Annotated in this window: 19 protein-coding genes; 12 read left to right on the top strand and 7 right to left on the bottom strand. The window is 72.4% G+C overall.

The genetic code is table 11. The features are described from left to right. Positions 1-5: 5 nt before the first annotated feature. From AQJ64_RS31920 to AQJ64_RS31905, 4 genes are read left to right on the top strand one after another with little or no spacing between them, the layout of a single operon-like run. On the top strand, positions 6-1,592 hold the full coding sequence (locus AQJ64_RS31920) for an ABC transporter substrate-binding protein (protein WP_055633612.1): 1,587 nt from the start codon (positions 6-8) through the stop codon (positions 1,590-1,592). A 10-nt stretch (positions 1,593-1,602) separates the two neighbouring features. After that, positions 1,603-2,547 (top strand): ABC transporter permease, encoded by a 945-nt coding sequence (locus AQJ64_RS31915; protein ID WP_055633613.1) that lies wholly within the window; start codon positions 1,603-1,605, stop codon positions 2,545-2,547. Then, entirely contained in the window at positions 2,544-4,304 is a 1,761-nt protein-coding gene (locus AQJ64_RS31910) for a dipeptide/oligopeptide/nickel ABC transporter permease/ATP-binding protein (RefSeq protein WP_055633614.1), read from the top strand. The genes AQJ64_RS31915 and AQJ64_RS31910 overlap by 4 nt, the downstream gene beginning before the upstream one ends. Beyond that, positions 4,301-5,116 (top strand): ATP-binding cassette domain-containing protein, encoded by an 816-nt coding sequence (locus AQJ64_RS31905; RefSeq protein ID WP_055633615.1) that lies wholly within the window; start codon positions 4,301-4,303, stop codon positions 5,114-5,116. The genes AQJ64_RS31910 and AQJ64_RS31905 overlap by 4 nt, the downstream gene beginning before the upstream one ends. Positions 5,117-5,265: 149 nt before the next feature. Here the strand turns inward: AQJ64_RS31905 and AQJ64_RS31900 are convergent, their stop codons facing one another. Together AQJ64_RS31900 and AQJ64_RS51250 are read right to left on the bottom strand one after the other, a co-directional pair. After that, positions 5,266-5,583 (bottom strand): hypothetical protein, encoded by a 318-nt coding sequence (locus AQJ64_RS31900; RefSeq protein ID WP_055633616.1) that lies wholly within the window; start codon positions 5,581-5,583, stop codon positions 5,266-5,268. Continuing rightward, on the bottom strand, positions 5,538-5,837 hold the full coding sequence (locus AQJ64_RS51250) for a hypothetical protein (RefSeq protein WP_055633617.1): 300 nt from the start codon (positions 5,835-5,837) through the stop codon (positions 5,538-5,540). Before AQJ64_RS51250 ends, AQJ64_RS31900 begins: the two co-directional genes overlap by 46 nt. A gap of 201 nt (positions 5,838-6,038) precedes the next feature. Here AQJ64_RS51250 and AQJ64_RS51830 point away from each other — a divergent pair, with 201 nt between their 5' ends. Beyond that, a complete protein-coding gene (locus tag AQJ64_RS51830) occupies positions 6,039-6,167 on the top strand; it encodes a hypothetical protein (RefSeq protein ID WP_276206646.1) in 129 nt (42 codons plus the stop codon). Between the two features lie 244 nt (positions 6,168-6,411). Then, positions 6,412-6,852, top strand: a complete 441-nt coding sequence (locus AQJ64_RS31890; protein ID WP_055633618.1) for a RidA family protein — start codon at positions 6,412-6,414, stop codon at positions 6,850-6,852. Between the two features lie 548 nt (positions 6,853-7,400). Here AQJ64_RS31890 and AQJ64_RS31885 read toward each other — a convergent pair. From AQJ64_RS31885 to AQJ64_RS31875, 3 genes are all read right to left on the bottom strand, one after another. Next, positions 7,401-8,615, bottom strand: coding sequence for an MFS transporter (locus tag AQJ64_RS31885; protein ID WP_206189682.1), 1,215 nt, complete (start codon positions 8,613-8,615; stop codon positions 7,401-7,403). A gap of 222 nt (positions 8,616-8,837) precedes the next feature. Then, entirely contained in the window at positions 8,838-9,845 is a 1,008-nt protein-coding gene (locus AQJ64_RS31880) for an Acg family FMN-binding oxidoreductase (RefSeq protein WP_055633620.1), read from the bottom strand. A gap of 189 nt (positions 9,846-10,034) precedes the next feature. After that, positions 10,035-10,349 (bottom strand): hypothetical protein, encoded by a 315-nt coding sequence (locus tag AQJ64_RS31875; RefSeq protein ID WP_055633621.1) that lies wholly within the window; start codon positions 10,347-10,349, stop codon positions 10,035-10,037. Positions 10,350-10,372: 23 nt separating this feature from the next. Between AQJ64_RS31875 and AQJ64_RS31870 the strand changes: the two genes are divergently transcribed. The 6 genes from AQJ64_RS31870 to AQJ64_RS31845 all read left to right on the top strand — a co-directional run bounded on the left by AQJ64_RS31870 (position 10,373) and on the right by AQJ64_RS31845 (position 18,479). Then, entirely contained in the window at positions 10,373-10,672 is a 300-nt protein-coding gene (locus tag AQJ64_RS31870; protein ID WP_059203214.1) for a hypothetical protein, read from the top strand. Positions 10,673-11,086: 414 nt separating this feature from the next. Continuing rightward, positions 11,087-14,797: a nitrate reductase subunit alpha gene (locus AQJ64_RS31865; RefSeq protein ID WP_055633589.1), complete on the top strand. Its 3,711-nt coding sequence runs from the start codon at positions 11,087-11,089 to the stop codon at positions 14,795-14,797. Position 14,798: 1 nt separating this feature from the next. Continuing rightward, a complete protein-coding gene (narH, locus tag AQJ64_RS31860; protein WP_055633590.1) occupies positions 14,799-16,325 on the top strand; it encodes a nitrate reductase subunit beta in 1,527 nt (508 codons plus the stop codon). Then, positions 16,322-17,110: a nitrate reductase molybdenum cofactor assembly chaperone gene (narJ, locus tag AQJ64_RS31855; protein ID WP_055633591.1), complete on the top strand. Its 789-nt coding sequence runs from the start codon at positions 16,322-16,324 to the stop codon at positions 17,108-17,110. The genes narH and narJ overlap by 4 nt, the downstream gene beginning before the upstream one ends. Further along, positions 17,107-17,847 carry a respiratory nitrate reductase subunit gamma gene (gene narI, locus AQJ64_RS31850; protein WP_055633592.1) on the top strand — a complete coding sequence of 247 codons (741 nt, stop codon included), beginning with the start codon at positions 17,107-17,109 and terminating at the stop codon, positions 17,845-17,847. Before narJ ends, narI begins: the two co-directional genes overlap by 4 nt. Next, positions 17,844-18,479 (top strand): vitamin K epoxide reductase family protein, encoded by a 636-nt coding sequence (locus tag AQJ64_RS31845; RefSeq protein ID WP_240512586.1) that lies wholly within the window; start codon positions 17,844-17,846, stop codon positions 18,477-18,479. Before narI ends, AQJ64_RS31845 begins: the two co-directional genes overlap by 4 nt. A 153-nt stretch (positions 18,480-18,632) precedes the next feature. On the opposite strand, the gene mshA is transcribed toward AQJ64_RS31845, so the two are convergent. Together mshA and AQJ64_RS31835 are read right to left on the bottom strand one after the other, a co-directional pair. Continuing rightward, the gene (gene mshA, locus AQJ64_RS31840) at positions 18,633-19,988 is read right to left on the bottom strand and encodes a D-inositol-3-phosphate glycosyltransferase (protein WP_055633594.1); all 1,356 of its coding nucleotides are present in this window, start codon (positions 19,986-19,988) and stop codon (positions 18,633-18,635) included. A gap of 4 nt (positions 19,989-19,992) precedes the next feature. Further along, entirely contained in the window at positions 19,993-21,375 is a 1,383-nt protein-coding gene (locus tag AQJ64_RS31835) for an L-serine ammonia-lyase (protein ID WP_055633595.1), read from the bottom strand. Positions 21,376-21,500: the final 125 nt, after the last annotated feature.

The following is a 21,500-nucleotide window of genomic DNA, read 5'->3' as shown; positions in this document are numbered from 1 at the left end:
CACCCATGCGCATCCGCTTCTCGCATTCCCGGCCCAGGCCACGGCAGCGTTCCCAGGCCCTGGCCGCCGCTGTGGCCGTCGCCCTGCTGGCGACCGCCACAGCGGCGTGCGACAGCACCCCGGCCGCCACGTCGAACTCCGGCGCCGACGCGACCCTCGCGCTGTCCATCCTCGGCACGCCCAACTCGTTCGACCCCGCCCAGCTCATCGAGGGCCAGCAGACCTACGTCTGGGACTCGATCTTCGACACGCTCCTGCTCCAGGACAACAAGGGCCAACTCCATCCCGGCGCCGCACAGAGCTGGTCGTACACGAAGGACGGACGCACGCTCACCCTGAAGCTCCGCCAGGGGATGACGTTCAGCTCGGGCGGCGCGGTGGACGCGAGCGCGGTGAAGGCCACCCTGGAGCGGATCCGCTCGACCCCCGGGCAGAGCCAGCTGTCGCTGGCCTCCGTCGCCTCGGTCGAGGCCCCCGACGCCTCGACGGTCGTGCTCCGGCTCAAGCAGCCGGACGCCTCACTGCTGGCCGCCCTGTCGACGGCGCCCGGTGTGATCGGCGACCCGAAGACGATGGCGAACAAGAGCACCGCCCTCAACCCCGTCGGGTCGGGGCCGTACACCCTGGACACGAAGGCCACGGTCAACGGCTCCGTCTACGTCCTCAACCGGCGCGACGACTACTGGAACAAGAAGGCGTATCCGTTCAGGACCGTCAAGATCCGTGTGATCACCGACCCCACCGCGTCGGCCAACGCCCTCAAGGCGGGTGAGACCAACGCCGGCACCGTCGACCCCTCGCAGGTGGCCGCGATCAAGGCGGCCGGCTTCCAGATCACCCATGTGCAGGCGACCGCGGGCGCCTACCTCGTCCTCGCCGACCGCGCCGGCACCAAGCTCAAGCCGCTCGGCGACCTGCGCGTACGCAAGGCCATCAACATGGCCTTCGACCGGCAGAAGATCGTCCAGCAGGCGATGGGCGGCTCCGGCCTGGCCACCGACCAGCTGTTCAACCCCAAGAGCGGGGCCTACGACAAGGCCCTCGACAAGGTGTACCCCTTCGACGTCGCCGGGGCCAGGAAGCTCCTCTCCGAGGCCGGCTATCCGAACGGCTTCTCGGTCAAGATGCCGAGCCTCGTCTTCACCAAGAGCTTCGAGCCGATCTTCACCCAGGCGCTCGCGGACATCGGCGTCAAGGTGACGTGGGAGCCGGTGCCCGCGCAGCAGACCACCACCGCCGTCGCGTCGGGCAAGTACCCGATGTTCCTGCTCGTGGAGGGTCTCGCCACCGACCCGATCATGACCCGCAGCTTCTACACCCCGGCCGGCTTCCGCAACGTGTTCCACTCCACCGACCCGAAGCTGACCGCACTCCTGGACCAGGCCGCAGGCGAACTCGACCCGGCGAAGGCCGCCGGGATCTACCGGAAGATCAACGAGTTCGGCGTCGAGAACGCGTGGCTCGCACCCGTCTTCTACATCGGCACCGACTGGGCCACCAAGAAGGGCATCACCTACCTCGGCGACGGCTCCTCCACGATGGCCACCATCCGCCAGTTCGGCGTGGCCGACTCCGCGCAGTCCCAGGGATGAGCCGCCGTCCATGACCGTCTATGTGCTGCGTCGCCTGACCGCGGGCCTCGTGCTCGCGGTCCTGGTGACCATGATCACGTTCCTGCTGCTCAGCACGACCTTCGACGACGTGGCGAGCAGCGTCCTCGGCAACGGCGCCACCCCTCAGCAGGTCACCGCCCAGAAGGCACTGATGGGACTCGACCGGCCGGTGGCGATCCAGTACAGCGACTGGCTCACCCATGCCGTCCGGGGTGACCTCGGCGCCTCGTACTTCACCAGCGAACCGGTCCGCTCGGCCCTCACCGCCCGGCTCGGCGTCACCCTGTCGATCGTGGTGGTCGCGCTGCTGGCCACCTCGGTCATCAGCGTCGCCCTCGGGGTGGCCGCCGCCGCGCGGGGCGGCGCCGTCGACCGGATCGCCCAGGGCGTCGCGATGGTCGGCTACCTCGTGCCGAGCCTGCTCGTCGCCATCGCGCTGGTCTACGTCCTCGCCATCGAGCTGCATGTGTTCCCGGCCACCGGATACACCGACTTCGGCGAGAGCCCGAGCCGTTGGGCGAGCAGCATCGCCATTCCCGTGGTCGCCCTGATGATGGGCGGGGTCGCCAGTCTGACCTCCCAGATCCGCGGCGCCATGATCGGCGAACTGCGCAAGGACTACGTCCGCACCCTGCGCACGCGCGGCGTGCCCACCCGTTCCATCGTGCTGCGGCACGCCCTGCGCAACGCGGCGGGACCCGCCCTGACGGTCCTGTCGCTGGAATTCATCCAGATGCTCGGCGGCGCCCTGATCATCGAGCAGATCTTCGCGCTGCCGGGCTTCGGCCAGTACGCGTTCAACGCCTCCCTCCAGGGCGATGTACCGATCATCATGGGCATCAGCCTCTTCGGCGTGCTGCTCGTCGTGGTCGTCAACCTCGTCGTCGATCTCCTCAATGGGTGGCTCAACCCGAAGGCGAGGACGGTCAATTGAGTCCATCGAGTACGGAGGCGCGCCGCCGGTCGCCGCTGCGGCGCCTGCTCGCCGACCCCCAGGCCGTCCTCAGCGCGAGTCTGCTCGTCCTGGTCGTCCTGCTCGGCCTGCTCACCCCGCTCCTCACCGACCACGGGCCCAACCAGGTGAACCTGGACGCGATCAACGCGGGCGTCGGCGAGCACGGCTATCTGCTCGGCGGGGACAAGAGCGGGCGCGACATCTTCGCCCGGCTGCTGCACTCCATCGACACGAGCGTGGTCTCGGCGCTCATCGGCACCAGCATCGCCCTCGCCATCGGGATCACCTCCGGGCTGGTCGGGGGGTACTTCGGGCGGCGTACGCGCGCGGTGACCGAGTGGGTGTTCAACCTGGTCATGACCTTCCCCGGGCTGCTCCTGCTGATCATCCTGATGCCGGTGACCAAGGGCGACTACAAGGCCACCATGGTCGTCTTCGGCGTGCTGCTCTCCCCCGGCATCTACCGGCTCGTCCGCAATCTCGTCCTCGGCGTGAAGAACGAGCTGTACGTCGATGCCGCCCGGGTCTCCGGACTGCCCGACCGGCGCATCCTGCGCCGGCATGTGTTCACCGTGGTGCGCGGGCCGGTGATCATCGCCACGGCGTTCCTCGCGGGTTCCTCGATCGCCGTCCAGTCGGGCCTGGCCTTCCTGGGCGTGGGCTCCAGCACGGTGCCCAGCTTCGGCGCGATGATCTCCGAGGGGTTCACCAACCTGTACGAGGAGCCGCAGCAGTTCCTGTGGCCCAGCCTCGCGCTCGGGATCATCACCGCGTCACTGGTGCTGCTCGGGAACGCGCTGCGGGACGCTCTGGAGGGCGGGCGTCCGAAGCCCTCCCGGATCGTCACCGCCACCTCGTACCGGCCGTCGGCCACGGAGGTGCCCTCCGTCGCCGGACTGCTCACGGTCGAGGACCTGGCGATCGCCTACCCGACACCGACCGGCGAACTGAAGGAGGTCGTCAGCGGCGTCACCCTGAGTGTGGCGGCCGGGGAGACCCTCGGCCTGGTCGGCGAGTCCGGCTCCGGCAAGACACAGACCGCGTTCGCCGCACTCGGCGTACTGCCCCCGGAGGCCGTCGTCACCCGCGGCTCGATCCGGCTCGACGGCCGCGAACTGCTCGGCCTGAGCGAGCGCGAACTGCGGGCGGTGCGGGGCACGTCCATCGCGTACGTGCCCCAGGAACCCATGTCCAACCTGGACCCGTCCTGCACGGTGGGCGCCCAGCTCGTCGAGGGTGTGCGCGCGGCGACACCCATGTCCGGGCGCGAGGCCCGCGAGCGGGTCCTGGCGCTCCTCGCCCGGGTCGGCATCCCCGACCCCGAGCGCACCTTCCGCTCCTATCCGCACCAGATCTCCGGCGGCATGGCCCAGCGCGTCCTCATCGCGGGCGCCGTCGCCGGCCGGCCCCTGCTGCTCATCGCCGACGAACCGACCACCGCCCTCGACGTCACCGTCCAGGCGGAGATCCTCGACCTGCTGCGCGACCTGCAGAAGGACCTGAACATGGCGGTGCTGCTCGTGACCCACAACTTCGGTGTGGTCGCGGACATCTGCGGCCGAGTCGCCGTCATGCGGGAGGGCACCGTCGTCGAGACCGGCACGACGGACGACCTGTTCGCCGCACCCCGGCACCCCTACACGCGCAAGCTCCTGGACTCGATCCTCGACGAGACCGCGCTGCGCACCGACCCTCCGACCGCCTCCGCGGGCGCGCTCGAAACGGAGACCCGATGACCACTCTGCTGGAGGTCAGCGAGCTGCGCGTCACCTACCCCGGGCGGGGTTTCAGGGCCCGCCCGCACGAGGTCCTGCACGGCGTGTCGCTCGCCGTGGGACAGGGCGAGACCCTGGGCGTCGTCGGCGAGTCGGGCTCCGGCAAGACGACCATCGGCCGGTCCGTGCTCGGCCTCGTCCCACCCAGCGGCGGCACGGTCCGCTTCCAGGGCAACGACATCACCCACGCCGGCCGCAAGGAACGCCGCGCCCTGGCCCGGGACATCCAGGTGGTCTTCCAGGACCCGTACTCCTCCCTCAACCCGGCACTGACCATCGGCGACATCCTCAGCGAACCACTGGTCGTGCAGGGCGCCGCGGCAGGCGAGGCCCGCAACCGCGTCGCGGAGCTGCTCGACCAGGTGGGGCTGCCGAAGGACGCGTCGCAACGGCTGCCGCGGGAGTTCAGCGGTGGTCAGCGGCAGCGCGTCGCGATCGCCCGCGCGCTGGCGCCCGCCCCGCGGCTCGTCGTGTGCGACGAGCCCGTCTCCGCACTCGACCTCACCACCCAGGCGCGCGTTCTCGATCTCCTGGTCGACATCCAGCGGCGCACCGGCGTCGCCTACCTCTTCATCTCGCACGACCTCGCGGTCATCCGGCACGTCAGCCATCGCGTGAGCGTCATCCACCGCGGTGACATCGTCGAGACCGGACCGGCGGGCGAGATCACCACCGCTCCCGAACATCCGTACACCCAAAGGCTGTTGCTGGCCGCGCCGGTCGCGGATCCGGCCGAGCAGCGTCGGCGGCGCTCGGCACGGCAACGCCTGTGAGCCGCTCGCCGTCCGAGGCCGATGCGGGGGACGTACCTGCTGGAACACCCCGTCAAGGGCGACCACGCGCTGATCGGCGGGCACGCCGCGGACGCGCTGGGCAAACCCGTCCACCGGGGTTCTTCCAGCGACGGGAGAAGGGCGGTCCGTCAGGCGGGTCCGGTGTTGAGGGCGCGCCCGGCGGGGTGGCGGGCGTGAGCCCATGCGGGCAGGGCGGTCAGCGCTCCGGCTGCCGTCAGGATGACGAGCGCGGTGGTGAGCAGCCACGACGCCGGGGGCGTGACCGTGTCGCCGAACAGCCGGGACAGGCCGAGCCCGGCCGGGATACCCGCCGCCGGTCCGGGCGCGGCGGAAAGGAGTTGGGCGGCGCAGAGCGCGGTGACGGCCTCGCCGGGCGCGGCGCCGAGGGCACGGGAGACGGTCAGGGCATGCCGGGCCAGCACGACGATGCCCCAGCCGAGCAGCACGGTGTTGAGGGTGGACAGTGCCCCCGCGCGAGTGTGACGGCGAGCAGTACCTGGCCGCTCTGGTCGGTCCGCACTTCACGGGGGCCGAACCGCACGGAGTCGGGGGCCGCGTTCAGCTCGGTGTGCCAGGTGAGCACCGCGGCGACCATGACGGCGGTGGCGGCCGTGCCGGCGGAGGCCGGGGCGGCGCGGCCGGGCCGGCGGGCGGGCAGCCGTACGCCGAGCGGCAGCGACGTGGGCAGGTGGGCCGTCATGGCGTTCAGCCGCGGGCGGTGGGTGAGCAGGTGCGCCGGGTCGGCCAGGGCACGTCGAGGTCGACCCCGGCGACGGCCCGCACCAGGCTCTCGTCCTCCCCGTACACCCGCGACAGACCCACACGCCTCCAGCCGGCGCAGCTCGGCCCGCAACCGGAGCGCGATGCCCTCCAGGAGCGGTCCGGCCTCCGAGTTCGTGTCATGAGCGAGGGCGGCATGCTGGGCCTCGGCGAGGTGGCGCATCAGCTCCCGCCGCGGCATGTCCACGAGTACGAGCGGCTCGGCCAGTCCCGCCTTCTCCCTTTCTCCAGCCGGGTGAGCGTGACGTAGATCTGACCCGTGTTCAGCGTTTGGCCCGGCGGTCCGAGCGTCGCCGCCAGCCGCGTACGCAGGTCGTACCCGTGCGACGGCTCCTTGACCGGCAGCGCCAGCACCACGTCCTGCGACAGACCGCCCTCCGCGGTCGCAGGGACGCACCGCCTGGCCGTTCCGGACGGCCCATACGCCCAGGCGTATCAGCCCGGTCCTGTACGGGTATTGGACGTGTCGATGCAGGTCACCTAGCGTTCGGCGCATGACAGAGCGACCGAGAGAGCGACTGGCGGAGCGACCGGCTGAGCGACCGGCGGAGCGGCGTGCGATCCTCAGCGGCTCGACGTTCGAGGAGCGGATCGGCTACGCCCGGGCCGTGGTGGACGGCGACTGGGTGCACGTCTCCGGGACGACCGGTTTCGACTACGCCGCCATGACGATCTCCGACGACGTGGTGGCGCAGGCCGAGCAGTGCCTGCGCACCATCGAGGCGGCACTGGCCGAGGCAGGCTGCACCCTCGCCGACGTGGTGAGGGTGCGGTACATGCTCCCCGACCGCGCGGACTTCGAGCCGTGCTGGCCGACCCTGCGCCGCGCCTTCGGCGGGATCCGCCCGGCCGCGACCATGCTGGTGTGCGGCCTCTCCGACCCTCGTATGAAGATCGAGATCGAGGCGTACGCCCGGCGACGGCCCACCAGGTGACGGCCCGCGCGACCGCCGGTGCCCAGGGCGTGTCCGGCACGTGATCTCGTGATCGGCGGAGCCTGCGGATCCGTGACGCGAGGCGGAGTCCGAGTCCCGCCCGGTTGGCCTTCGGGTCGGCGCGCTCCGGGACGGGCGCCCGGACGCCGCCCCGCCCCATCGGCCCGCCGCACCGCGCGGCGTCCAGCTCGTCAAGGCGCCCTCGGACGACGACCCCGCGGTGAAGGAGTTCAGGACCGCGATGGCCACGTACGCGCCAGGGCAGACCGCGGGTTTTCTCGCCCTGTGCAGAACGGCGTCCGGACATCCGTCGGCGACTTCTCCACACCCCCGGCACGCGGCCGACCGCCTGCCTCGACGCGGTGGTGCGGCCGGACACCGGCGGGAAGCCGGGGTGCCGCATGAGGAAGGCGGCCTCTGCACGGTTCGAGGCGGACTGCCCCGGTCGCGCGTGCGGTGCCGTGAGCCGTCAGGCGCTGTCCTCGCGCAGCGATTCGTGGCGCCGCTCGGGAGGTGCTCGTGGCGCTCCCGACCTCGTGCCCTCGCCCTCACGCGGTGGTGCCCGCGATGCGGTGGTGTCCGCTGCGGCGGCCGGTGCGCGGCTTCCGGTCGCCGCCCCGGACGGCGGCGCGGACGGCGGTGAGGGTGAAGGCCAGTGCCGCGGCCGCCACGATCGCGAGGAGGGCCAGGCCGGCCGCGTAGGTTCCGTACTCGCCGTACAGCGAGCCCATGACCAGCGGGGGCAGGAAGCCGCCCAGTCCGCCCGCGGCGCCCACCACACCCGTGACGGAACCGACCCGGTCGGCCGGGGTGAGCAGGGCCACCAGGGCGAAGGTCGCCCCGCTGCCCGCGCCGAGCGCGGCGGCCATGGCCAAGAACGCGACGGTGCCCACCGGCGCCAGCGCCGGGGTGAACGACTGGACGACGGCCCCCGCGACGACCACCGCCAGCGCACCGGCCAGGATCCGCACCGGACCCAGCCGGTCCGACAGCCAGCCGCCGACCGGGCGCATCGCCACCGCCAGCAGCACGAACCCGGCCATCCGGTTCGCAGCGTCCGCCTGGGTCAGGCCGTACCCGGTCTTGAGGTAGGTCGGCAGATAGACGGAGAAGGCGACATAGCCGCCGAACGCCACCGCGTAGAGCGCGGACGCCTGCCAGGTGATCCCGAGGCGGAACGTGACGGCCAGCCGACGCGCCAGCGGCTCGGCCGGCACCGTCCGTCCCGGCGCGTCACGCAGCACCGCCGCGGCGACCACGGCATACACGGCCAGCACCGCCGCGGTGATCAGGAACGGGGCCGCCATACCGCGCGCGTCGACCAGCCTCACCGTGGTCAGCGCACTGATCGCGGTACCACCCATGCCCGCACCGAAGACACCGATGCCAAGACCTCGGCGCTCCGGCGGGAACCAGGCGTTGACGAAGGGGACCCCGACGGCGAACGCGGTACCGCCGATCCCGAGGAAGAACCCGCCGACCAGCAGCGCCGCGAGCGAGGAGTGCCCGGCCAGACCGAGGGAGAGGACCGGAACGATGGTGACCGCCGACACGATCGGGAACATCACCCGCCCACCGAACCGGTCGGTCAGCGCACCCACCGGGACACGCCCCAGCGAACCGACCACCACCGGCACCGCCACCAGCAGCGACTGCTGGAACGACGACAGATCGAGACTCTCCTTGAACCGCGGGCCCAACGGACTCAGCAACGCCCACGCCCAGAAGTTGACCGCGAAACCCACCGTGGCCAGCGCCAGCATCAGCCACGCCCGGCCGGACACGGGAACGCCCGAGGGTGAGCGACCACTCTTCGACTTCACCGGCTGGACCATGGTGTCCGTCCCTTTCCTCTGCCTCATGGTGGTACGACGCCACCGGGATCACCGCCCGACGGCGCCTCCTGACCACTGTCCGGATCCGGCCCCGGCGACGGCATGGGCCATCGGTCCCTACCGGCGGACGGACGGGCCCCTCCTTCGTCCTCAGGCCGTGCCCTCGGCGTCCGGCCCTGTGCCGGGAGCGGACACGAGGTCGGCCGGCGCGCGGGGCGTACGGGCGCCGTCCGGGCCGTAGCCGAAGCGGATCAGCACCTGGGGGCAGCACCGCTGCCTCGATCCGGCCATCGCCTCCCGCAGATCCGGCCACTCCATCGCCTGGTGCAGCATCGAGGTCCGCACCCCGTGCGCGGTCGCCGTGAGCAGCACGCGCTGGAGCGCCTGCCCCGCGCGCAGCCAGTCCTCCGGCCGGTCGTGGGACGTCCACAGCAGGGCCACCTGGACGTGCCGTTCGAAGGGCAGGGTGGGCAGCCGCGGCGCGGGCAGCGCACCGACGAAGTCCCGCACGGGCACCCGCCCGGAGGCGTCCCGCGGCCCCAGGGCCGTCACGGGAATGCCGTAGGCGGCGTCCGCCCCCGGGACGGTGATCCAGGTACGCACCTCGGACGCGCGGGCCGGGTGCACGGCGTTGCGGGACTCGGCCACCGCCGTCACGCGCAGCAGACGCCGGGTCGCCACGATGTCGGGAACGTCCAGCTGCGCGCCCTCGGCCCGGGCGGCGCCGGTCATCTCGGTCACGATCGCGTCCGGCACACCGCGCCCGGTGAAGGGCATCCGGCTGGTGTGGCGTCGCTCGATCTCCCCGTACAGATCGCGCAGGGACGACTGCGCGCCCGCGGCGGTGCCGGTCAGTTGCACCGTGGCCAGCAGGTCGGGGTCGTCCGCGGCGGAACACAGCCGGACGACGGGATCCCAGCCCAGATACTCCGCGGCCACCCGGAGGTTGAGGACGGCCGCGCCCACCGACAGGTACTGGGCGCGCAGCCGGGGATCGGTCGCCGGCAGCAGTCGCCCTCGGTCGACCCGGACCAGGATCGACCTGCTCTCCGGGTCCAGGCCGAACCGCCAGGGCTGCGTGTTGTGGATCGACGGCGCGGCCACCGCCGCGGCCAGCAGAGCCTGGACGGCTGGGGCGTCGACTTCCCGGGTCTGCATCACGGCTCCTTCACCAGGTTGCCTTCCGTTCCGTCAACTCTGCGCCGCCGTCCCGTCCCGGAGGAGGGTTGACCGGCCCCCGCCGCGGGCCATGCGGCCTCGATCGCGCGCCGGACGGGGACCGGCCCGCGTTTCCCGGGTCGGCACGGCCCTTGGCGTGGGCGATGCCGTGTCCGGCCGCGGCGAGCATCACCACGACGAACAGGGCGGGTTCGGTCGCGAGCGTACGGCCGTGACCGGGTTCGGCGAGCGCGGCCCGGGTGACGCCCCGTGCCAGGCCATGGCCCAGCCGGTGGCCGGCCGCACGGGCGGGAACACCGCGCCGGTCAGCAGGCCGAACCGGCGGCCGGCCGCGGCGGTGAAGCGGTCCTCGGCCCGCAGGGCGAGGAGGTGGCGGGCCAGCGGCAGGACCACCAGGGAGACGGCCAGTTGGCCGCCGACCCACAGGGCCGCGCCCGCCACGTACGCGAACCGCACCAGGGACCACCAGCCGACGGTGTCCACCAGCTGCTCGCCTCCACCATGCCGTGCGCTCCCGCTTCGGCGTGGGGCATGTCGTGGTCGACGAACGCGTAGTGGCCCGCCTCGGGGAACGTCGTCCCGACGAACCCGCCCTGCACCGTGGCCAGGTCCAGCACCTCTGGGCCGCCCGGGTCGCCGGGCTTCAGCAGAGGGGCTCCGGCGACGGCGAGGGCCGTACCGAGCGCCGTGAGCAGGGCGCCGGTCCGCCGGTCCGCCGGTGTGATCCGTCCACGACGTGTCTGCCTTCTTTCCTGCTCTGTCGTTTCCACGGCGAAGGCTCCGGGGCCGCGCTGTTCGATCTGTGAGCGGCGGCAGCGGGTCGTGCGGGGCGAGAGGCAGCAGCGCGGGGTCACGGCCGGCTGGGCGGACCGGTGCGGGTGCGGCGGAGGGAGGGGAGGGGGCCGCGTCCGGACGCGGCAGGCGGCCGGACGCGTGATCGGACCGGGCGCCGCGCGCCGTACGCGCTCCACCCGCGGCGGCCGGGGACGGAAGAAATCGGCCGCCGGGCGGGCACGGAATGCGGTCGTGCAGAGGGGCATCCGCGGGGCGATCGGTGCCCAGCATGCACGGCCGGCCACACCCGGCCAACCGGCCGACCGGGTCCCGCCACCAAGGCCGTTGGGCCCTATGGCGACCGGGCGGACGGGGCCGGAAGGTCGCCGGGCAGGGGCCGCCGGCCCCAGGTGCCCGAGGGTGCGCGCCGCCTAGCGTTCCTCGTCATGGAGAACGATCAGAACGCAGGGCGCCAGGAGCCGCGCGCCGCGGAAGGCTGGCCGCTCGCGGCCCGTCGGCTGCTCACGCGCAGCGAGGTGTCGGCCGACGGCCGCGCGGTGTTCGGCACGGGCGATCCTCACTGGGAGGGCTTCTACCGGGACCGGTGGGCGCACGACAAGGTGGTGCGTTCGACGCACGGGGTGAACTGCACCGGTTCCTGCTCGTGGATGGTGTACGTCAAGGACGGCATCATCACCTGGGAGCACCAGGCCACCGACTACCCGTCGATCGGCGCCGACTGCCCCGAGTACGAGCCCCGGGGCTGCCCGCGCGGCGCGTCGTTCTCCTGGTACACGTACTCCCCGAGCCGGGTCCGCTACCCGTATGTGCGCGGGGCGCTGCTGAAGCTGTGGCGTGAGGCCCGGGGGCGGCTCGGCGACCCGGTGGCGGCCTGGGCCGAGATCACCGGCGACCCGGCGAAGGCCCGCGCCTACAAGCGGGCCCGGGGCAAGGGCGGTCTGGTGCGCGCCGACTGGGACGAGGTGTCCGAGCTGGTCGCCGCCGCCCAGGTCCACACGGTCAGGACGTACGGCCCCGACCGTGTCGCCGGCTTCTCCCCGATCCCGGCGATGTCGATGGCGTCCTTCGCGGCCGGCGCCCGGTACACCTCGCTGATCGGCGGCACGCTCCTCTCCTTCTACGACTGGTACGCCGACCTGCCGGTCGCCTCGCCGCAGGTCTTCGGGGACCAGACCGACGTACCGGAGGCCGCCGACTGGTGGAACGCGGGCTATCTGATCATGTGGGGGTCCAACATCCCCGTGACCCGCACGCCCGACGCGCACTTCCTCACCGAGACCCGCTACAACGGCACCAAGGTCGTCGCGGTGAGCCCCGACTACGCGGACAACGTCAAGCACGCCGACGAATGGCTCGCCCCGCATCCGGGCACGGACGGCGCGCTGGCGATGGCCATGGGGCATGTGATCCTGCGCGAGTTCCTCGTCGACCGCGAGGTGCCGTACTTCCAGGACTACCTGCGCGAGTTCACCGACGCCCCGTTCCTGGTGACGCTGCGCGAGCACGGCGAGGAGGGCCTGGTCCCGGACGGGTTCCTGACCGCCGCCGATCTCGGAGGCGACACGGAGACCGAGGAGAACGCCGAGTCGAAGACCGTTCTGCTCGACGCGGCCACCGGCGAACCGGTGGTGCCGAACGGCTCACTCGGCTTCCGCTGGGCACAGACCGACCCGGGCCGCTGGAACCTCGATCTGGGCGACACCGTGCCCGAGTTGAGCCTGCTCGGCCGGGCCGAGCGGACCGTGGCCGTGGCCCTGCCCCGCTTCGACGAGGGCGGCACCGAGGGCGGCTCGGTCATGGTGCGCGGGGTGCCCGTGCGGCGCGTCGGCGGACGGCTCGTCACCACCGTCTTCGACCTGATGCTGGCGCAGTACGGGGTGCAGCGGCCGGGTCTGCCGGGCAGCTGGCCGTCGTCGTACGAGGACGCCTCCGAGCCGTACACCCCGGCCTGGCAGGAGACGATCACCTCGGTGCCGGCCGAGCAGGCGGCCCGGATCGCCCGGGAGTTCGCCCGCAACGCCGAGCGCACCCACGGCCGGTCCATGATCGCGCTGGGTGCCGGCACCAATCACTGGTTCCACTCCGACACCATCTACCGCGCCTTCCTGGCGCTGCTCACCATGACCGGCTGTCAGGGCGTCAACGGCGGCGGCTGGGCGCACTACGTCGGCCAGGAGAAGGTCCGCCCGGTCACGGGCCAGCAGCACCTGTCGTTCGCCTTCGACTGGCAGCGGCCGACCCGGCACATGGCGGGCACCTCGTACTGGTACCTGAACTCCGACCAGTGGCGGTACGAGGCGTTCGGGCCCGAGGAGCTGGCCTCGCCGCTGGGGGAAGGGCGGTTCAAGGGCAAGGGCTTCGCGGACTGTCTGGCGCAGGCGGTGCGGCTGGGCTGGACGCCCGGGCACCCCGGTTTCAACCGCAACCCGCTCGATCTGACGGACGAGGCGGCGCGGGCCGGCCGTCCGGTCGCCGAGCACATCGTCGACGAGCTGAAGTCCGGGCGGCTGCGGTTCGCCGTCGAGGATCCGGACGACCCGGCCAACTTCCCGCGCGTGCTGACGGTGTGGCGGGCGAACCTGCTGGGCTCCTCCGGCAAGGGCAACGAGTACTTCCTGCGGCATCTGCTGGGCACCGACGCGGCGGTCCGCTCCGAGGAGACCCCGCCCGAGGGCCGCCCGAAGGACGTGGTGTGGCGGGAGGAGGCCCCCGAGGGCAAGCTCGATCTGCTGGTCTGCATGGACTTCCGGATGACGTCCACCGGTCTGCTGGCCGACGTGGTCCTGCCGGCGGCGACCTGGTACGAGAAGGACGACCTGTCCAGCACGGACATGCACCCCTTCGTGCACGCCTTCACCCCGGCCATCGCGCCGCCCTGGCAGGCCCGCACCGACTACGACACGTTCCTCACGATCGCCGACCGGTTCAGCGAGCTGGCCGCCGAGCACCTCGGCACCCGGACCGACGTCCTCGCGGTGCCACTGCTGCACGACACCCCCGACGAACTCGCCCAGCCGGGCGGGGTGGTGCGGGACTGGAAGGCCGGCGCGTGCGAGCCGGTGCCCGGGCGGACCATGCCGAAGCTGGTCACGATCGAGCGGGACTACACGGCGGTCGCGCAGAAGATGCGCGCCGTCGGTCCGCTGCTCGACACCCTGGGCACCACCACCAAGGGCGTCACCGTCCACCCGGACCAGGAGATCGAGGACCTCCGGCACCGCAACGGCACCGTCCGGGACGGTATCGCCGCCGGGCGGCCCTCGCTCGCCACCGCGAGCGACATGTGCGAGGCGATCCTCGCGCTGTCCGGCACCACCAACGGCCGTCTGGCCACCGAGGGCTTCCGGGAGCTGGAGCGGCAGACCGGCAGCGAGGGCCTGGTCGAACTCTCCGCCGAGCGCGAGGCGGAGCGGATCACGTTCGCCGACACCCGCACCCAGCCCCGCTCGGTGATCACGTCGTACGAGTGGTCGGGCTCGGAGACCGGCGGGCGCCGCTACTCGCCGTTCGTCATCAACACCGAGCACAAGAAGCCCTGGCACACCCTCACCGGGCGGCAGCACTTCTTCGTCCAGCACGACTGGATGGCCGAACTGGGCGAGCAACTCCCCGTCTACCGGCCCCCGTTGAACACCGCCAGGCACTACGGCGACGAGCATCTGCACGACCGGGGCCGTGCGGAGGTCACCGTCCGCTATCTGACCCCGCACTCGAAGTGGTCCATCCACTCGAACTACCAGGACAACAAGTACATGCTCGACCTGTCCCGCGGCGGACCGACGATCTGGATGTCCACCGCCGACGCCGAGAAGATCGGCGTCAAGGACAACGAGTGGATCGAGGCGTACAACCGCAACGGTGTCGTCGCCGCCCGCGCGGTGGTCACCCACCGTATGCCCGAGGGCACGGTGTACATGTACCACGCCCAGGACCGCAACGTGAACGTGCCGAAGACCGAGGTGAGCGGCAGGCGGGGCGGCATCCACAACTCCCTGACCCGGCTGCTGCTCAAGCCGACCCATCTGGCGGGCGGCTACGCACAGTTCACCTACGCCTTCAACTACTACGGCCCGACCGGCAACCAGCGCGACGAGGTCACCGTCATCCGCCGTCGCTCGCAGGATCTGGAGTACTGACATGCGCGTCATGGCCCAGATCGCGATGGTGATGAACCTCGACAAGTGCATCGGCTGCCACACCTGCTCGGTCACCTGCAAGCAGACGTGGACCAACCGCACCGGCGTCGAGTACGCCTGGTTCAACAACGTCGAGACCAAGCCCGGCGTCGGCTACCCGCGCCGCTACGAGGACCAGGAGCACTGGAAGGGCGGCTGGATGCTCGACAGGCGCGGGCGGCTGGTCCTGCGCTCCGGCGGGCGGATCAAGCGGCTGCTGTCCCTGTTCTCCAACCCCGACCTGCCGTCCATCGAGGACTACTACGAGCCGGTCACCTACGACTACGACAACCTCGTCAGCGCCCCCGCCGGGAAGGACATCCCGGTCGCCCGCCCCCGCTCGGTCCTCACCGGCCGGCCCACCGCCATCACCTGGGGCGCCAACTGGGAGGACGGCCTCGGCGGAGCGCCCGAGAACGCCGGCGCGGACCCCAACCTGAGCGGGGCGTGGGCGGAGAAGGTGAAGTTCGCGTTCGAGCAGACCTTCCTCTTCCATCTGCCCCGGCTGTGCGAGCACTGCCTCAACCCGGCCTGTGTGTCGGCGTGTCCGTCCGGCGCGATGTACAAGCGGGTCGAGGACGGCATCGTCCTGGCCGACCAGGACCGCTGCCGGGGCTGGCGGATGTGCGTGACGGCATGCCCGTACAAGAAGGTGTACGTCAACCACGCCACCGGCAAGGCCGAGAAGTGCACCTTCTGCTTCCCGCGCATCGAGGCCGGTCAGCCCACCGTCTGCTCCGAGACCTGCGTCGGCCGGCTGCGCTACCTGGGCCTGCTCCTGTACGACGCCGACCGCGTCGGCGAGGCCGCCGCCACCCCCGACGAGCACGACCTGCTCGACGCCCAGCGCGGTGTCTTCCTCGACCCGCACGACCCCGAGGTCCGCGCGGCCGCACGGAAGTCGGGCATCCCCGGGGACTGGCTGGACGCCGCCCGCCGCTCCCCCGTGTACGACCTGGTCATGCGGTACAAGGCGGCGCTGCCGCTGCACCCGGAGTACCGCACCCTGCCGATGGTCTGGTACGTCCCGCCGCTGTCCCCCGTGCTCGACGCCGTCGACGCGGCGGGCGGGAACCAGGACGACCCCGACCATGTCTTCGCCGCCGTCACCCGGCTGCGGATCCCGCTGGAGTACCTGGCGGAGCTGTTCACCGCGGGGGACACGGACGTCGTCGCCGGCGTGCTGATGAAACTCACCGCGCTCCGCTCGTACATGCGCGAACGCACCCTCGGCGAGACCGGGGACGAGGCGGTGCTCCAGGCCGTCGGTCTGACCGCACGCGAGGCGGAGGACCTGCACCGGCTGCTCGCCGTCGCCAAGTACGCGGACCGGTACGTCGTCCCCGCCGCCCACAAGGAGGACGCCGCGGCGCTGACCGCCATGGAGAACCGCTGCCCGGTCGAGACGTCCGGCGACGCCGAACCCCGCGAGGTCATGCTCGGCCTGCCCACCCTGCGCCGCAACCACACCGCCGGAGACCATCGATGAGCCCGCTGCCGGCAACGATTCCCGCCCTGGTCCGCACCCGTGTCCGGGCCGCCGTGCGCCGCCCGGCCCGGCTCACCCCGGAGGAGACGGCGGGCCGCGCGCTGACCCTGCGGCTCGGGTCGCTGCTCCTTCAGTACCCGGACGCCGAACTCACCTCGGCCCGGACGGAGTTGACCACCGTGACGGCGGCCCTTCCGGCCACGCCCGCGGCGGAGCACCTGGCCCGGTTCACCGACTGGTTCGCCGCCCAGGACCCCGAGGCGCTGGAGCGGCACTACGTCGAGATGTTCGACCTGCGCCGCAAGAGCAGCCTCTACCTCACCTACTACCTGCACGGCGACACCCGCCGCCGGGGCATGGCCCTGCTCACCCTCAACCAGCGCTACCGGGCCGCCGGCTGGGACACCGGCGGCGGTGAACTGCCCGACCACCTCCCGGTCGTGCTGGAGTTCGCCGCGCTGGCCGGCCCCGGCGGCGGCGAGGCACCGCTGCGCCGGCACCGGCGCGGGCTGGAACTCATCCACCGGGCACTGACCGACGCCGACTCGCCGTACCGGCATGTGCTGGCCGCGCTGCTCACCCTGCTGCCGCCGCCGACCGAGGCGGACCGGGCGGCGGTGGCCCTGCTCGTCGCCGAGGGCCCGCCGAACGAGGACGTCGGCCTGGACGCCTACGGCACGTACCCCGCCTACGGGAACGGCGAGTTCGCACCGCCGGACACCTTCGTCCCGCCCCTCACCGCCCCGATCAGCGCTCCGCACAGTCATGAGGAAGACCAGCGATGAACGATCTGCTGCTGTGGGTCGCCGTGCCCTACATCTGCCTCGCCCTGTTCGTGGTCGGGCATGTGTGGCGCTACCGGCACGACCGGTTCGGCTGGACCACGCACACCAGCCAGCTCCTGGAACACCGCTGGCTGCGCTCGGGCAGCCCGCTGTTCCATCTCGGGGCCTTCACGGTGATCGCCGGGCATGTGGCGGGCCTGGCGATACCGGCGTCCTGGACCGAGTCCGCCGGAATCAGCGAACACGCCTACCACACCACGGCCGTCTGGGCGGGTTCGGTCGCGGGGCTCGCCATGGTCACCGGGCTCGGGATGCTGTGCGCCCGCAGACTGCTGACCCGGCGGATCCGCCTCGGCACCGACCGCAGCGACAAGGTCCTCTTCCCGCTGCTGTCCGCCACCGTTCTGCTCGGCATCACCGCCACCGCCGCCCACAATGTGTTCGGCCCCGGGTACGACTACCGCTCGACGGTCTCGGTCTGGTTCCGGGGGCTGTTCGTCCTCCAGCCGCAGCCCGAGGCGATCGCCGGGGCACCCCTGCTGTTCCAGCTCCACGCCCTGACCGCCTGTCTGCTCTTCGCGGCCTGGCCGTTCACCCGCCTGGTGCACGTCTGGAGCGTCCCGGTCGGCTATCTGGTCAGGCCGTACCTGGTCTACCGGCGGCGGGCCACACCGGCTTCGGCCCCGACGGCCGGGAGCCGGACGTCTTCGGCCACCGCCCCCCGGCGAGCCGCGTGAGTCACCACCCCGCGCTCGCACCGGACGCCCCGCCCACCCGGCGACCGCGCGCGGTGGGCGGGAGCCGCCGTACGGGATGGGTGATGGTCCTCACCGGGATCGCCGGCTGGCTGGCCTCCTTCCAGCTCGCCGTGGACGACTGGCGGCTGCTGCGCGACCCCGCCTACCAGCCGCCCTGCAACATCAGCCCCGTCGTGAGCTGCGGCAGCGTCATGTCCAGTGCGCAGGGCAGCCTGTTCGGCTTCCCCAACATGCTGCTCGGCCTGGGTGCCTTCGCCGCCGTGACCGCCCTGGGCACCGCCGTGCTCTCCGGGGCGCGCCTGCACCGGCGGCTGTGGCTCGCGCTGGACGCCGGAGCGCTGCTGGGGGTGGTGTTCGCGCACTGGCTGATCGGACAGTCGCTCTACGAGCTCAACAAGATCTGCCCGTACTGCGCCGTGGTCTGGATCGCCACCATCGCGCTGTTCTGGTACGTCACCGTGCACTGCCTGGAACAGGGGGTCGTCCCCGTGCGCCGGGGTGTCCTGGAGGTCGTGCGGGACACGCACGGGATCCTGCTCGCCGCCTGGTACGGGGTGATCGCCCTCCTCGTGCTCACCCGCTTCTGGCCGTACTGGAGCAGCCTGCTGTAGTCGGCCGTCGCCGAGGGGGCCGCCGTACGGGCGGACGCCGGGGACACGGGGCTGCCGCCCGGCAGCGCCACCGTGGCGCACGTCGAGGCCATGCTGCCCGCCCCGGCACCGTCCGGAGCCGGTGGGAGCGGGCCCGGACCGGGTTCGGCGCCGTCACGGCACCCGGTGCAGCCGATGCCCGCGCAGGGCCGCCGTGTACACCTCCGCCGTGGCCGCCGCGGTCGCGGCCCAGCCGAAGGACCGGGCGTGGCGGACCGCGGCCTCGCTCATCCGGGCGGAGCGGGCCGGGTCGTCGGCGAAGGCGGACAGCGCCCGCGCGTAGTGCGCCGGATCGTGCCCCGGTACGAGGACGCCGCTCACCCCGTCCCGCACGGCCACCGGCAGACCGCCGACCTCGGCGGCGATCACCGGGGTGCCACAGGCCTGCGCCTCGACGGCCACCAGGCCGAAGGACTCGCTGTGGGACGGCACGACCAGCACGGACGCCGCCCGGTACCAGTCCGCGAGCCGGTCCTGACCGACCGGCGGCCGGAACAGCACGACGTCCGACACCCCCAGCCGGGCCGCCAGTTTCTGGAGGCCTTCCGGCCGGGTCAGACCGCTGCCGCTGGGGCCGCCCACGACCGGCACCACGAGCCGCTCCCGCAGGCCCGGCCGCTCCTGGAGCAGCCGGGCCACCGCGCGCAGCAGGACGTCCGGCGCCTTCAACGGCTGGATGCGGCCCACGAACAGCGGGATGAGGGCGTCCCGCGGCAGACCGAGCCGGGACCGGGCCGCCACCCGCCCGGCATCCGCACCGCGGGCATCGGGCCAAAAGCGCTCCAGGTCGACCCCGGGGTGCACGACGGCGACCCGGCCGGGGTCGGCGTCGTAGTGGTGGAGCAACTCCCCCGCTTCCTTCTCGGTGTTGGCTATCAGCCGGTGGGCGGCCCGCACGACCTCCGCCTCGCCGGCCACCCGGGCCGCGGGTTCGGGGGTGTCGCCGTCGGCGAGGCCGGCGTTCTTGACCTTGGCCATGGTGTGCATGGCGTGCACCAGCGGGACACCCCAGCGCTCCGCGGTGAGCCGGCCGACGTGGCCGGAGAGCCAGTAGTGGGAGTGGACCAGGTCGTAGTGGCCGGGGCGCTCCCCCGCCCAGGCCTGCGTCACGCCGTGCGCGAAGGCGCAGAGCCGGGCCGGCAGGTCGTCCTTGGCGAGTCCCTCGTAGGGGCCGGCGTCCACATGCCGGACCAGGACACCGGGCGCGAGTTCGACGCGGGGCGGGAGCGCGGCCGAGGTGGTGCGGGTGAAGATCTCCACCGCGACGCCGAGCGCGGCGAGCCGCTTGGCGAGTTCCACGATGTAGACGTTCATGCCGCCCGCGTCACCGGTCCCGGGCTGGTGCAGCGGTGAGGTGTGCACACTGAGCATGGCGACCCGGCGGGGGCGGTGCCGGCCGGCGTTCTCGCGCGGACCGAGCAGGTCGCCCTCCGGCGAGCGCAGTCCCGCGGCGGGCGGCACCCGGCCCATGGCCTCAGCACTCGATGACGTTGACGGCGAGGCCGCCGCGTGCGGTCTCCTTGTACTTGACCTTCATGTCGGCGCCGGTCTCCTTCATGGTCTTGATGACCTTGTCGAGGGAGACGTGGTGCCGCCCGTCGCCGCGCAGGGCCATCCGGGCGGCGGTGACCGCCTTGACCGCGGCCATGCCGTTGCGTTCGATGCAGGGGATCTGGACCAGGCCGCCCACGGGGTCGCAGGTGAGGCCGAGGTTGTGCTCCATGCCGATCTCGGCGGCGTTCTCGACCTGTTCCGGGCTGCCGCCGAGCACCTCGGCCAGTCCCCCGGCGGCCATCGAGCAGGCGGAGCCGACCTCGCCCTGGCAGCCGACCTCGGCGCCGGAGATGGAGGCGTTCTCCTTGAAGAGCATGCCGATCGCGCCGGCCGCGAGCAGGAAGCGGACGATGCCGTCCTCGTCGGCGCCCGGCACGAAGTCGAGGAAGTAGTGCAGGACGGCGGGGATGATGCCCGCCGCGCCGTTGGTCGGAGCGGTGACCACACGGCCGCCCGCGGCGTTCTCCTCGTTCACCGCCATGGCGTAGAGCGTCACCCACTCCATCGCGCGGACCGCCGGGTCGCCCTCGCTGCGCAGCGCCCGGGCCGCGGCGGCGGCCCGGCGACGGACCTTCAGACCGCCGGGGAGGATGCCCTCGCGGCCCAGGCCCTTGGCGACGCAGTCCCGCATGACGTGCCAGATCTCCAGCAGACCGGCGCGGATCTCCTCCTCGGTGCGCCAGGCCTTCTCGTTCTCCAGCATCAGCGCGGAGATCGACAGACCGGTCTCCTCGGTGAGGCGCAGCAGTTCGTCGCCGGTGCGGAAGGGGTGGGCCAGTGGGGTGTCGTCGGGCTTGATGCGGTCGGCGCCGACGGCGTCCTCGTCGACGACGAAACCGCCGCCGACCGAGTAGTACGTCCTCTCCGACAGCGGGACCCCTTCGCCGTCGTACGCGAAGAGGATCATGCCGTTGGCGTGGTACGGCAGCGAGCGTCGGCGGTGCAGCACCACCTGGGTCGCCAGGTCGAAGTCGATCTCGTGGGCGGGGCCGATCTCCGCGCCGAGGAGGCGGAGGCGCCCGGTGCTGCGGATCCGCTCCACGTCCCGTTCGGCCCGTGCGACGTCGACGGTGTGCGGCGCGTACCCCTCCAGGCCGAGCAGCACCGCCTTGGGGGTGCCGTGACCGTGGCCGGTGGCGCCCAGGGAACCGAACATCTCCGCCCGGACCGCGGCGGTCTGCGCCAGCAGGCCGTCCTGCTTCAGCCGGGTGACGAACATCCCGGCGGCGCGCATCGGGCCGACGGTGTGCGAGCTGGACGGCCCGATACCGATGGAGAACAGGTCGAAGACGCTGATTGCCACGCCATACTCCGTGGGTTCGAAGGGGCATGCCGAGCGGTGACGGGCATGCCCCCGTGGGAGGTTGTCGGTTACAGGCCGGGGTAGAGCGGGTGCTTGTCGGCGAGGGCCTTGACCCGGGCCTTCAG

This window comes from Streptomyces griseoruber (genome assembly GCF_001514205.1).
Lineage (GTDB): Bacteria > Actinomycetota > Actinomycetes > Streptomycetales > Streptomycetaceae > Streptomyces > Streptomyces griseoruber.
Note: the sequence above shows the minus strand (reverse complement) of the source record. Positions and strands in the feature narration are given on the sequence as shown.